This is a genomic window from Tenacibaculum aestuarii (assembly GCF_964510395.1).
GTDB classification, from domain to species: domain Bacteria; phylum Bacteroidota; class Bacteroidia; order Flavobacteriales; family Flavobacteriaceae; genus Polaribacter; species Polaribacter aestuarii.
On sequence record NZ_CAZEFY010000001.1, the window covers coordinates 17398 to 30534 of the forward strand.

A 13137-nucleotide genomic window follows, 5' to 3' on the forward strand; every position below is an offset into this window, starting at 1 on the left:
ATTTATTAATTGTAAAATTATTCGTAGTTTTGAGCTTTAAATTTAAAAAACTAAAATTACAATATAAAACATGGCAGATTTTGGTATTAAAGAAGCTTTAGTTCAATTAGGCTTAAAAGATATAAACAACGGAACTTCAACAGGTTCAGTAAACTTCGCAAACGGAGAAATTATTGAAAGTTATTCACCAGTTGATGGTAAGTTAATTGGTAAGGTAGTAGCAAGTACTCGTGAAGATTATGATAAGGTGATGGATGCGGCTACTTCAGCTTTCAAAACTTTTAGAGCAATGCCTGCTCCACAAAGAGGAGAAATTGTTCGTCAATTTGGAAACAAATTAAGAGAATTAAAAGAACCTTTAGGTAAGTTAGTTTCTTATGAAATGGGAAAATCTTACCAAGAAGGTTTAGGTGAGGTTCAAGAGATGATTGATATTTGTGATTTTGCTGTAGGTTTATCTCGTCAGTTAAACGGACAAGTAATTCCATCAGAAAGACCAGGACACGTAATGAGAGAGCAATGGCATCCATTAGGAGTAGTTGGTATTATCTCTGCATTTAACTTCCCAGTGGCTGTTTGGTCTTGGAACACAGCTTTAGCTTGGATTTGTGGTAACGTATGTGTATGGAAAGGTTCAGAAAAAGCACCTTTATGTTCAGTTGCTTGCCAAAACATTATTGCTGAGGTTTTAAAAGCTAACAATTTACCAGAAGGAATTTCTTGTATTGTTAATGGAGATTACAAAGTTGGTGAATATATTACTGAAGATGCACGTATTCCTTTAGTATCTGCTACTGGTTCTACAAGAATGGGACGTATTGTTGGTACTAAAGTCGCTGAGCGTTTTGGTAAATCTTTATTAGAATTAGGAGGAAACAATGCAATTATCATTACCCCAACTGCTGATTTAAAAGTAGTAGTTCCTGGAGCTGTATTTGGTGCTGTAGGTACTTGTGGTCAACGTTGTACTTCAACACGTCGTTTAATCATTCACGAATCTGTATACGATAAAGTAAGAGATGCGATTGTTGGAGCTTACGGTCAAATTAAGATTGGAAATCCATTAGATGAAAATAATCACGTTGGACCATTAATTGATAAAGATTCAGTAAATACTTATTTAGCTGCTATTGAAAAAGCAAAAGCTGAAGGAGGAAACGTATTAGTTGAAGGAGGAGTTTTAGAAGGAGAAGGTTACGAAAGTGGTTGTTATGTTAAGCCAGCAATTATTGAAGCTGAAAACCATTTTGAAATTGTTCAACACGAAACATTTGCTCCAATTTTATACTTAATGAAGTATTTGGGTGGTGTTGAAAATGCTATTGAATTACAAAACGGAGTTGCGCAAGGATTATCTTCTTCAATCATGACAAATGAAATGAAAGAAGCTGAAAAATTCTTATCATATGCAGGGTCTGATTGTGGTATTGCTAACGTTAATATTGGTACTTCTGGTGCTGAAATAGGTGGAGCTTTTGGTGGTGAAAAAGAAACAGGTGGTGGACGTGAGTCTGGATCTGATGCTTGGAAAGTATACATGCGTCGTCAAACAAACACAGTAAACTATTCTGATGAATTACCTTTAGCACAAGGAATTAAATTCGATTTATAAGAAAACGCAGTTTTCAAAACATAAAAACAGTCTCATCATTTTGATGAGACTGTTTTGTTTTTATCTAAGTTGTTGGTTATACTATTTTTCTAAAGCCGCGGCAATAGCTTTATAAGCTTCGTGTGCTTTCGACATTTTTGCATATTCTAAGGCAGTATATCCTCTTTCAGATTTAGTTTTTAATTTGGCTCCGTTATCAATTAATAATTGAACAATATCTGCTTTGTTATATCTAGCAGCAAACATTAAAGGAGTTAATCCTACAGATTTTCTGTTAATATCTGTTCCATTATCAACCATAGCTTTTACAGCTTCAAAATTTCCAGCTCTAATTAATTTACAAAAGGTACTTACATTAGGACTTTCTATAGTCATTTTTACAGGAGCTTCATAAGAATTTGAAGCAGTAATAGTTCCGAAAGATAAAGCGATTGCTAAAGCAGTTAATACAAATTTTTTCATGATGTTACGTTTTTATTTTAAGATTAGGTTACAGCTAAAAGACGCCTATTAAAAAAAAACGTTTCAATAAAAATAGAGACTTAACAATAATTTAAGATGAGCTCTTAAAAATCTCTTAATAGATTAAATTATTTTTAATAAATTAACAATCAGTAAATTAAGATGTTTTAAATGAGTAAGAGATCAACATATTTATATGGTATTTTTTTAACCATTACAGTAGGTACTTTGTTGTGTTGGTATTTATGCTGTAAGAAGCATTATTGTACTATTGAAAAACAACAACACGTAATATTTAATAATAAATTATAATCAACTTAAAACAAAAACTATGAATTGGTGTATATTAATTCCATTATTAGTAGGACTTATTACTGCTTTTTTAGGCTATTTAATTGGAAAGCTATCCAGTAAAAACATAAAAGAAGATGAGATAGTTCTTTTGAAGAATAAAATTGTAAAATTAGAAGATAGTTTACGAACTTGTAGAGAGAACAACTCAAACCTAGAAACGGATTTAAAACTAGCAAGAACAAGTACAGAGGCTTCTTTTGATAGTGCACTAGTCAAGAAAATTTTTGGTAAAAAGATAAAAGAAAACGACTTGAAAATAGTTGAAGGTATTGGACCAAAAATAGAAAGTCTTTTTCACAATTTTGGAATTGACACTTGGAAAATATTAGGAGAAACCTCTGTAGAAAAATGCCAAGAGGTATTAAATAGTGGTGGGGATCGTTATAAAATTCATAAACCAGATTCATGGCCAAAACAAGCTCAGCTAGCTTCAGAAGGAAAATGGCAAGAGCTTAAAGATTGGCAAGAGACATTAAATGGAGGAAAGTAAAAAATCACGCTATAAAATTCTGACCCTTGATAATTTCAAGGGTTATTTTTTACCCAAAACATAGATTGATTCTTAATATAAAACCAAGTACCTTCGTTACTTAAAAGGTGCAAATGAAAGATATTAACTTTATTTTTTTACTATTAGCTTTAGTAGCTGAAATAATTGGAACAATAGGCGGATTCGGTTCTTCTGTTTTCTTTGTTCCGTTAGGAAATTTTTATTTCGATTTTTATTCTGTGTTAGGCTTAACCGCTATTTTTCATCTATCGAGTAATGTGAGTAAAATCTTTTTATTCAAAAAAGGATTAGATAAAAAGTTATTGATAAACATCGGAATTCCTTCTGTGATTTTTGTAATCTTAGGAGGTGTATTATCAAAACATTTAAACAGTATGTATTTAGAAATATTTTTAGGTGTTTTTTTAGTAGCATTTAGTGCTTTTTTCCTAATTAGAAATAGGTTTTCTTTTTCTCCTAACAGAAAAAACGCCATTGTAGGTGGTACTCTTTCAGGATTTTCCGCAGGATTATTAGGCACAGGAGGAGCTATAAGAGGGTTAACTATGGCAGCTTTTAATTTAGAAAAGAGTGTGTTTATAGCAACTTCTGCTTTTATCGATTTTATGATCGATTTTTCAAGAACTTTTGTGTATTACCAAAACGGCTATATTCATGATCACGACTTAAAATATGTGCCTTTTTTATTTATCATCGGTATAGTAGGTACATTCATCGGAAAGAAAATATTAGCCTATATACCACAGTCTAAATTTAGAACCTTGTCGTTGACTTTTATTTTATTGATTGGGATAGTAACGATTGTTCAGTTGATGTTGAGGTAGTAAAATACTAAAGAGCTTTATTTTATAAACTATGTGACGCAACCTTTTAAACAATTAAACATCTAATAGTTAAATAAAAACATAAAAAAAAATGAAAAAGCAAATTTTACTTTTATTATCTATTGGACTAATGTTTTCTTGTAGTAATGAACAAAATAATATTGAAGCAGATTCGGTAGGAAAATGGAAATTAATTGAGGTTTTAGCTGATCCAGGTGATGGAAGTGGAACTTTCGAACCAGTAGAGAGTAATAAAACTATTGAGTTTAAAAGTGATGGAACCTTGATTACTAATGGATCTTTATGCGAACCATACTCGGATGAAGTAATAAGTTCAGGAACTTATGAGAATAACACTATAACTACTGGATGTCAAGATCCTAATATCGCAACTATCTCATTTGAATTAAAGAATCAGTATCTGATATTAAATTTTATTTCTAATGAAGGGTATTCTCAAAAATTTGAAAAGATAAATTAAGACTGAAATTGATAATTAAGTTGGTTAACTATACTTCACTTTCCTTAGCACACGCATCGCTTCTTTGTATTTGATATAGGTGGTTTTATCTTCTAGATTTTTAATATAGTTTTTTGCTTTTTTAAGTTGTAACGGAGCGTTTAAAAATCCGTTTAAATAGCAAATTAAGTAGGAGGTAGGAAGTCTAAAAACATCTTCATGTTCAGTAACCGAAAGCGGTTTGTTTTTTATAATTTTTGCGACAATACAGTTGTTATTATTGTAAATATGCTGTAAAATATTTTTATCGTATTGTGGTGGTTTAAACAAAAACTCGGTAACAATATCGTGTTTTCCGTTGTCTTTAAAATTGATGATGGTTTTTTCTAATGGATAACGTTTTTCGGTTTTATCAATACCCAATACAATGTATTCGGTAATAATAAATGATTGCTCGTTATAACTGATTTGAACATCATCTAACGAAGAAAAAAATAAACGAACTTGTTCATTAACTAATTCAATATCTACACGAGTAAAAAACTCTTCGTTGTTAATTAGTTTTCTTTTTCCTGCCCAACACAATACGAATTGCTCGTTAAATACTTTGTATCTCGGATTATATTCTGGTTTATGTCGGTTGATAAAATCGAAAACACCATCAAGTGTGAGTTTAATATTATTATTGGCGTTTTTTTCAATAGCTTCAACAATTGCTTTATTGTTGTTTCTAAGTTCAAAACTACCTTCTACAGGTATTGAGTTACTTCCTCTACGGTAAAACACTGCTCCTTTACGATATTTCCAAGCATTTTTTGCTAAAGATGTAATAGAGTTGTTAGGATATATAGTTACTAACCCTATTACTTTATGACGCTGTAAACGAGGAAAAGGAACGTTTTCATATTCTATTTTTGGTGGATTATTCAGGTAAGCATTTACCAGATTTTGAATTTTACTATCGTCGTAAAAATCTACACCAATAATGGTGTTTTCTTCATCCTCAATACCAATAACGATATATGAGTTATTGTTTGGATTGGAGTTTGAAAGTGCACAAATGTGTTTTATAAATTTGGCTTTTCCTTCTTTAGAGCCTAAGGATAACTTTTGTTTTTTATCATAAAAACTATTCTCATCGTTATGAGATAGTAAGTTTTTAATTAAAAGACGTTTGTTAATCACAACTTAAGCATTTTTATTCACAATAGTTGCGCTAGCTTGTGCTGTAGGGTATACGATTAAATCTTCAATATTAACGTGATATGGGCGTGTAACAACAAAATGAATAATATCTGCTATATCTTCAGGTTGTAGTGCTTTGTAACCTTGGTATACGGTTTTGGCTCTTTCAGTGTCTCCCTTAAAACGAACATCAGAAAATTCAGTTTCTACCAAACCTGGATGAATGGCACACACACGAATGTTATGTTGGTTTAAATCGATGCGCATTCCTTTATTTAAAGCGTTTACAGCGAACTTTGAAGCACAATACACATTTCCGTTAGGATATACATCTTTTCCTGCTATAGAACCGATATTTAAGATAAATCCGTTGTTGCGTTCAACCATTTGAGGAATCACAGCTTTTGAAACATATAAAAGCCCTTTTACGTTTCCGTCAATCATAGCATCCCAATCGTCTATATTTCCATTTTGAAAGCTGTCTAGTCCGTGTGCATTACCGGCATTGTTAATAAGAATGTCTATATGTTTAAATTCATTAGGTAAACTGTTGATTGCTTTTTTTACTTCATCGTTGTAGCGAACATCGAATTGAAGTATATGTACTTTGGTAAACTGTGATAGTTCTTGTTTAAGTTGTTGAAGCTTTTCAATACGTCGACCACAAATAATTAAGTTGATGTTATTTTTAGCAAAAAGTTGAGCGGTTGCCTTACCAATACCTGAGGTTGCTCCTGTAATTAAAGCAGTTTGTTGCATGGTTTTTTGTTTTGTATAAAGGTAACCTTTTTTATGTTAAGCCACTATTATAAAATGAAAAACCGCCCCTTACGGAGCGGTTCCTTTTAGTTGGCTACTACACCAACCAAAAATCAACTAACCAAACTTTATTTTTACTTCCTTTTCGGAACTGTTTCTCTTTCTATCTTAGTACGTTTTCTACCGCTATTCCTTACAGCTGGTTTAGTACTAGTGGTACTTTCACCTTTTTTGTATTGTATAAATCCTCTACCAGAAAAAACATAGGTTCTTTGAGAATTTACATGATACAGTTCTATCTCACCATCATTAATAACGGTTAAGTCAAATTCTTCAGTATCTCCATTATCATAATTAAGTGTTAAATATTTTAAGTTCTGTTCACCTTGAACGTTACGAACTACATAACTTCCCTTAAAATCCCAATTTATATAATCAACATTTGTGCCAAAAGGATCGTGAGATGAATAGAATGTCACATCATTTTCTGGAGTAAACTGTAAGTAGTTTTCATAATCAAAAGGGTTATCATTTCCTCCATATTTATTAATCTTTTCCCAAGCTACATACTCTTGTAAAAAGTATTCAATATTATCATAGAACAACATGTCATAATCAAATTGATTTCTTTGGTATCCAACCAAATAGTAACTTACGTTTTGTGATAAGTCATCAATTCTAATTCTGTTGTCAGAAAGTTGTACTACCTCAAATTCAAAATATCCATCTATATCGTGTCGAGTTTCTAATACAGTTCCGTAAGTTCCATAGCTTCCAACTGCAATTCCTAAACCGTTTCCTGTATGACCGATATCAACAATATTGTTGTTTGCATACATGGTTCCGTTTAAAAAGGAAATGGTAAACGCTCTTGATAAAAATGGAACATCTCCTGTACCTGTTGTTTTGTGATAATCTACATACCATAAATCATAACTAGAAATATATTGATGTAAAGAAAAACCATCATCTCCAAATCCATCATGTACAATTTCATTTCTTACAACACACGAAGTAAGTGTTACACTACTAACAAGTAGTAATAAAAGTAATTTTATACGTTTCATAAGCTTTCGTTTTATGGTTATGCTTATGAGTTTTCAAATTACGTGCCAAAAATAAAAAACACCTCTTTTGGAGGTGCTTTTGATAATTATAGATTATTTAGAACAACGTTTGTATTTAGTTATTTCCACTTCGTTCTTAATTCAGTTCCTACAGGATATTTTTTTGAAGAAAAATCAGGGATATAGGTTCTTCCAAAACTTTTATCTTTTAAAACGGAGTCAATTTCAATAAAAAGGTTTCCATCTTTTGTTTTTAAAGTTAAACGATTATTAATTAAATCATTTTCACCTTTGTCTAATTCAAATAACCAATGAAAATCATTCTCCTCTTTTGAATATATTATTTTTTTTATGGCTTTAATTTTTGCAGAAATAGGTTTTTTCAAGAAAAATTTTTTCCATTTTTTAGGTATTTGATTTAAATCAAAATTAGAAGTTATAGAGTCTTCAAATTTATTAACTAAATACATCCCACTAGATTCTGGTTCTCTACCAGAATTTAGGTAGTTAGCAAAACGGATATAATCATTTTCTTCTTCTAAACTCCAGCCTATATGAAAAAAATCAGATAAAAGATATCTGTTTTTTTTCCATTTAAGTATCTGATAATTAGTTTTAATTTTAAGAGAATCTATATTATGTTTTATTTTTTTTATAATTGGTTTTGTTTCTCTTTCTATAGGATACTCAGCAAGTTCAACTAAGGTAGGGTTTAGCGTTAAGTATGTTTTAGAACTATCTATTTTATAAGTTCCATAAACCTTTTTTCTTTCTCCTCCACCAGTACAACCAAACAAATATTCTTCATTAATAAACTTTCCATTGCTTAATAGAAACAGGTTTTTACCATTATTAAACCCTTTATAAGAATACTTTAAAGTGTCAATATTTTGTTTCTCAAGTTTTGAACTACTTTTAGTAGTACAACTGAAAATAAAAAAAGAGAAGACAATTATATATTTCATATTTTAAACATCTAAAATAAAGTAGCTTACTGCATAAAAATCTTTTTTTGCTTTTCGATATTTTCCACTTTTACATAGTGAATTTTATCACCAATTGTATACGAAACCATCGCTTCATTTTCTTTCAATTCAAAAGGAAATTTTTCTGTAGGATTATTCGGTGTATTGCCAAATTCCTCTTTAGGATCTACATGTAAAATCAAGTCTTTTCTATCTTCATCTGATGAGGTTTTGTAACGTGCAGCAATATATTGTTTATCGTTATGTTGCTCAACAACAGCTTTCGTAATCCTGTTTTGAAAATATACTTTTTGAAAATCAACAGGCTTTTTAGCAGTGAAATTGATAATTAAGTTAGTAGAATTATAGCTGCCTTTTACACCTCCTGTAACGTGAGCATAACTTGCTGATTCTATTTTAAAAGGATGATTGTTTTCCATTTTTACACTTGCGCATTGTGTTAGACTAAAAGCTAAAATTAAGATTCCGATTAGTTTCATCTGTTTAAATTTTTTATTGTTTTTAATTGGTCAGATGTAATTCGCCATTAAACAGTTCTATTAGTAAAAAAGAATTGCGATGGCTCATTTCATAGAGTTGTTTTTTAATGTTTAAATTTAGGCATTCAAGGAATGTGCCAAGTCACAAATATAATCAGTTTTATATGATGTTGAATTTCAGTTATTGGGAGCTAAAAGAGTGGTTTACAGCGATAGATTTTACCGTAGTTGGTAGTGGAATTGTAGGGTTAAATTGTGCGTTACAGTTGCGAAAAATGCACCCGAAAGCAAAAATTCTAATTCTAGAAAAAGGAATGTTACCTCAAGGAGCTAGTACCAAAAATGCTGGTTTTGCTTGCTTTGGAAGTTTATCTGAACTCATAGATGATTTAAACACACATACTGAAGAAGAAGTTGTTAGTTTGGTAAAAAAGCGTTGGGAAGGATTACAGTTATTACGAACAATTTTAGGTGATAAAAACATCGATTTTCAGCAAAACAAAGGATATGAATTATTTTTGACCACAGAATTGTATGAATCGTGTTTAGCGCAAAAATCGAAGATAAATGAATTGCTGAAACCTTTATTTTCTTCGGAAGTTTTTAAGGTTGATGATAATAAGTTTGGTTTTCAAAATATTCATCAACAGTATATAACTAATCAGTTTGAAGGACAGCTAGATACTGGAAATATGGCAGCTAAATTGTTAGAAAAAGTAGTGTCTTCAGGAATTAAAATCGTAAACAATATTCAGGTTAAAAATTTTATTGAAAATAACGAACAAGTTGAGGTTGAAACTAACCAATTTACATTTAACACTAAAAAATTATTTGTAGCAACTAACGGATTTGCGAATCAACTGTTGAATGAAAGTGTGCAACCCGCTAGAGCACAGGTATTAATTACAAAGCCGATTAAAAACTTACATATCAAAGGAACTTTTCATTTAGATAAAGGTTATTATTATTTTAGAAATATTGATGATAGAATTTTGTTTGGAGGTGGTAGAAATCTTGATTTTAAAGGAGAAGAAACTACTGATTTTGGGCAAACCGCAATTATTCAAAACAAATTAGAAGAAATTTTAAAAACAATCATTTTACCAAATACAGAAGTTGAAATAGAGCATAGATGGAGTGGAATAATGGGAGTTGGAAATCAGAAAAAAGCGATTGTAAAGCAACTTTCTAACAATGTATTTTGTGGTGTTCGTTTAGGAGGAATGGGAGTTGCTATAGGTAGTTTGGTAGGGAAGGAGCTTGCGGAACTTTTAGATTAATATTTTTCAGCTGAAATAAAAAGAATGAATATAAAAGAAGAATTATACAAGCAATGTGAGTCGTATGTAAATAAGCGTTTACAAACGGTGGAAGAAACAATAGCTTCTCATCAAAAAAGCTTGCAATCTGAAACAAAAAGTTCTGCGGGAGATAAACATGAAACAGGACGAGCAATGCTTCAGTTAGAAATGGAAAAAGCAAGTCAACAACTTAGTGGAATTGCTCAAATGAAAGAAGTCTTAGCAAAATTGAAAATAGAGATTACTTCAGAAGTAGTTTGTTTGGGTAGTGTAGTGGAAACTTCTACTACAAATTATTTTATCAGTATAAGTGTAGGTTTACTAATGGTTGATAATAAAAAATACTTCGCTATCTCACCTTCTTCACCAATTGGAAAGCTAATTTTAGGAAAAAAAATAGGGGAAAGCTTCGATTTTAATGGAGCGAAAAACACGATTAAAAAAATTTTCTAAAAAAAGTAGGGTAAATTAAAACCTAATTGTTTTATATGCAGGAAAGGTTGTTATAACCAAGAATAGAAAGAGAAAACTACAATACACTTTTATCTTTTGGTGTTTAATACGGTAAGAGTGTATTTTTTTTAAGAAACAAATTTATTTTAAGATAGTTGAGTAATAATTATGAGATAGTTATTATTGGTTTAAGCAGCCTTTTTTAATTTAAAAAAGGCTGTTGTTTTTTTCTCAATATTTTCTTGATGATTTATAAAAATTGATTGGTTATCGTAAGCTACTTCTATCAACCAAAATCCTCCTTTAAAATAAGATTTTACTACAGTTCCTGTTAAATTGGAAGGTTCATCAACAATTTGTAGTTGATTTGGGTATAACAACATGGTTTGATTGTTAATTGAAATTTCATTTACATCATCAAATAACGAAGCTACATATTTTTCCTTCGGATGTTGGTATAAGTTAGAAGGACTGCCATATGCAAGTACTTGATGATTTCGGATTACCATCATGTTGTCGGCAAAAGATAAAGCATCGTTTCCGTCATGGGTAGCTACAATACAAGCGATGTTTTTCTTTTTTAGATAAGCGAATAATCGTCTACGTAACGAATTTTTTTTGAAATTATCTATCTGACTAAAAGGTTCGTCTAACAATAATAACTCAGGTTCTTTGGCTAATGCTCTAGCAATAGCTACTCGTTGTTGCTGACCTCCACTTAAATTTTTTACCTTTTCGTTGGCAAGCTCTGTCATTTCAATAACTTCTAAAAGTTCTTGAGTTCTTTCTTCTGCTTCTTTAGGATAAAATCGTGAGAGGAATTTTTTAATGTTTTCACTTACAGAGGTAAACGGCATTAAATCAAAATCTTGTGCTACGTACTTGAAAAATTCCATTCCAGGAACCAAGTGATGTTCTGGACCTAAAATTTGAGTGTCGTTCCAAAATAAATCTCCTTTATCAACATCTAACAAACCATACACGATTTTTAAAAGGGTCGATTTTCCGCAACCACTTTCACCCATAACACACAAATGTTCTCCTTTTTGTAAGGTGAAATGAATGCTTTCTAAGGTTTTTTCTTTTGAAGGATAGGTAAATGAAATATTGTTTACTTGTAGCATAAATGCAAAAGTAACGGATTAGTAGGAAACAAAAAACCGACACTTTACGTATCGGTTTATATTTTTAAGCACTTCTTTCTACAAAGCGAATAATACTTTTGGCAATATCTTTTCCTGTGGCTTTTTCAATACCTTCTAAACCAGGAGAAGAGTTTACTTCTAAGATTAACGGACCTCGATCTGACTGTAACATATCTACACCTGCAACACCTAATCGCATTGCTTTAGCAGCTTTTAAAGCAGCATTTTCTTCTTCATCAGTTAATTCAATGATTTCAGCAGTTCCACCTCTGTGTAAATTCGATCTAAACTCACCTTCTTTACCTTGACGTTTCATAGCACCTACAACCACACCATCAACCACAAATGCACGAATATCAGCTCCTTTTGCTTCTTTAATGTATTCTTGAACGATTACACGAGCTTGAAGACCGTTAAATGCTTCTAAAACTGATTCAGCAGCTTTTTTTGTTTCAGCTAATACAACTCCTAATCCTTGTGTTCCTTCTAGTAATTTAATAATTAAAGGTGCTCCTCCTACTTTTTTTATAATTTCAGAAGTGTCTTTAGAATAATTGGTAAAAACAGTTTTTGGTAACCCTAAATTTGCTCTAGATAACACTTGTAAACTACTTAATTTATCTCTAGATCTTACTAAGGCTTGTGACTCTACAACCGAAAAAACTTTCATCATTTCAAATTGGCGTACTACAGCAGTACCATAAAATGTAACTGAGGCCCCGATACGAGGTATAATAGCATCTACATCAGTTATAAGCTCATGGTTGTATACAATAGCTGGTTTTCTTTTTTCAATAATTAAATCACATTTTGTATGATCTAATACCAGCATTTCATGACCTCTTTTTTCTCCTGCTTCTACTAAACGTTTTGTTGAATATAATTTTGAGTTTCTAGAAAGAACAACAATTTTCATGTGTTTGTTTTTACTGTTTTTTTAATAGTCATAATATAACCTTTGTTAATGACAATAATCAAGCAAATATTTTATTTAATGATTATTTAAATTACGCAGGTTTCATTTTATTTTTCTTTTGACGCGATGTTTTTTTGTGAAACATCAACGATAAATTTTTTATTTAAAAATTTTCTACCAATTAAAACTGGATAGGTCATTTTACCTCTATCAGATAAAGATAGTTTTATTTTATATTTTTTATCGAAAAAAACAACAGATGTTGATACCACATATCTTTTTTGTTTTTTACCGTTTGAGCTTCGTATACTTTTAACTTGATACTTGTTTGTTTGTAGCAATTTATTATTATATTTCTCTGTTTTCGGGCACAATAATATAAATTCTAACACGCCATCTTTTTCTTTAATATGCTTACAATGTATCGCAGAAGTATAGGCACCTGTATCTATTTTAGCAGGTAAATCTTCAATTTCCCAATTTAAAAAGGATATTTTTTCAGCTCTTCCTATTAGTTTCATTAAGATAAAAAGTTAAGGAGGGCGAATTACTTACTATTTTTTGAAATACGCAATACCCAATTATCTATTTATTAAAAATAAAAAAACCAGTGCTTACACACT

At 30.8% G+C, this 13137-nt stretch carries 15 protein-coding genes; 6 read left to right on the forward strand and 9 right to left on the reverse strand.

Annotation, left to right across the window (positions count from 1 at the left end):
- Nucleotides 1-70 precede the first annotated feature (70 nt).
- Entirely contained in the window at nucleotides 71-1612 is a 1542-nt protein-coding gene (amaB, locus tag ACKTSU_RS00110; protein WP_408034309.1) for an L-piperidine-6-carboxylate dehydrogenase, read from the forward strand.
- Nucleotides 1613-1693: 81 nt separating this feature from the next.
- Here the strand turns inward: amaB and ACKTSU_RS00115 are convergent, their stop codons facing one another.
- The gene (locus ACKTSU_RS00115) at nucleotides 1694-2074 is read right to left on the reverse strand and encodes an ankyrin repeat domain-containing protein (protein WP_408034310.1); all 381 of its coding nucleotides are present in this window, start codon (nucleotides 2072-2074) and stop codon (nucleotides 1694-1696) included.
- Between the two features lie 331 nt (nucleotides 2075-2405).
- On the opposite strand from ACKTSU_RS00115, the gene ACKTSU_RS00120 reads away from it, so the two are divergent.
- From ACKTSU_RS00120 to ACKTSU_RS00130, 3 genes are all read left to right on the forward strand, one after another.
- The gene (locus ACKTSU_RS00120) at nucleotides 2406-2918 is read left to right on the forward strand and encodes a hypothetical protein (RefSeq protein ID WP_408034311.1); all 513 of its coding nucleotides are present in this window, start codon (nucleotides 2406-2408) and stop codon (nucleotides 2916-2918) included.
- A 113-nt stretch (nucleotides 2919-3031) separates the two neighbouring features.
- Nucleotides 3032-3763 (forward strand): sulfite exporter TauE/SafE family protein, encoded by a 732-nt coding sequence (locus ACKTSU_RS00125; protein ID WP_408034313.1) that lies wholly within the window; start codon nucleotides 3032-3034, stop codon nucleotides 3761-3763.
- A gap of 130 nt (nucleotides 3764-3893) precedes the next feature.
- Complete coding sequence (locus ACKTSU_RS00130) at nucleotides 3894-4244, forward strand: hypothetical protein (protein WP_408034315.1); 351 nt, start codon at nucleotides 3894-3896, stop codon at nucleotides 4242-4244.
- Between the two features lie 24 nt (nucleotides 4245-4268).
- Here the strand turns inward: ACKTSU_RS00130 and ACKTSU_RS00135 are convergent, their stop codons facing one another.
- From ACKTSU_RS00135 to ACKTSU_RS00155, 5 genes are all read right to left on the reverse strand, one after another.
- Nucleotides 4269-5408: an ATP-binding protein gene (locus ACKTSU_RS00135; RefSeq protein WP_408034317.1), complete on the reverse strand. Its 1140-nt coding sequence runs from the start codon at nucleotides 5406-5408 to the stop codon at nucleotides 4269-4271.
- A gap of 3 nt (nucleotides 5409-5411) precedes the next feature.
- Complete coding sequence (locus tag ACKTSU_RS00140; RefSeq protein WP_408034318.1) at nucleotides 5412-6167, reverse strand: SDR family NAD(P)-dependent oxidoreductase; 756 nt, start codon at nucleotides 6165-6167, stop codon at nucleotides 5412-5414.
- 134 nt (nucleotides 6168-6301) lie between these two features.
- Entirely contained in the window at nucleotides 6302-7234 is a 933-nt protein-coding gene (locus tag ACKTSU_RS00145) for a hypothetical protein (protein WP_408034320.1), read from the reverse strand.
- Nucleotides 7235-7353: 119 nt separating this feature from the next.
- Nucleotides 7354-8199 (reverse strand): hypothetical protein, encoded by an 846-nt coding sequence (locus tag ACKTSU_RS00150; protein ID WP_408034322.1) that lies wholly within the window; start codon nucleotides 8197-8199, stop codon nucleotides 7354-7356.
- A gap of 26 nt (nucleotides 8200-8225) precedes the next feature.
- The gene (locus ACKTSU_RS00155) at nucleotides 8226-8699 is read right to left on the reverse strand and encodes a hypothetical protein (protein WP_408034324.1); all 474 of its coding nucleotides are present in this window, start codon (nucleotides 8697-8699) and stop codon (nucleotides 8226-8228) included.
- A 170-nt stretch (nucleotides 8700-8869) separates the two neighbouring features.
- Between ACKTSU_RS00155 and ACKTSU_RS00160 the strand changes: the two genes are divergently transcribed.
- The gene (locus ACKTSU_RS00160) at nucleotides 8870-9979 is read left to right on the forward strand and encodes an NAD(P)/FAD-dependent oxidoreductase (protein WP_408035315.1); all 1110 of its coding nucleotides are present in this window, start codon (nucleotides 8870-8872) and stop codon (nucleotides 9977-9979) included.
- A gap of 24 nt (nucleotides 9980-10003) precedes the next feature.
- The gene (locus tag ACKTSU_RS00165; RefSeq protein ID WP_408034326.1) at nucleotides 10004-10453 is read left to right on the forward strand and encodes a GreA/GreB family elongation factor; all 450 of its coding nucleotides are present in this window, start codon (nucleotides 10004-10006) and stop codon (nucleotides 10451-10453) included.
- Nucleotides 10454-10641: 188 nt separating this feature from the next.
- Here the strand turns inward: ACKTSU_RS00165 and ACKTSU_RS00170 are convergent, their stop codons facing one another.
- The 3 genes from ACKTSU_RS00170 to ACKTSU_RS00180 all read right to left on the reverse strand — a co-directional run bounded on the left by ACKTSU_RS00170 (nucleotide 10642) and on the right by ACKTSU_RS00180 (nucleotide 13035).
- Nucleotides 10642-11577 (reverse strand): ABC transporter ATP-binding protein, encoded by a 936-nt coding sequence (locus tag ACKTSU_RS00170; protein ID WP_408034328.1) that lies wholly within the window; start codon nucleotides 11575-11577, stop codon nucleotides 10642-10644.
- Nucleotides 11578-11641: 64 nt separating this feature from the next.
- Nucleotides 11642-12514: a 30S ribosomal protein S6--L-glutamate ligase gene (rimK, locus tag ACKTSU_RS00175; RefSeq protein WP_028891585.1), complete on the reverse strand. Its 873-nt coding sequence runs from the start codon at nucleotides 12512-12514 to the stop codon at nucleotides 11642-11644.
- A 107-nt stretch (nucleotides 12515-12621) separates the two neighbouring features.
- Nucleotides 12622-13035, reverse strand: a complete 414-nt coding sequence (locus ACKTSU_RS00180; protein WP_028891584.1) for an ATP-dependent zinc protease family protein — start codon at nucleotides 13033-13035, stop codon at nucleotides 12622-12624.
- Nucleotides 13036-13137 lie beyond the last annotated feature (102 nt).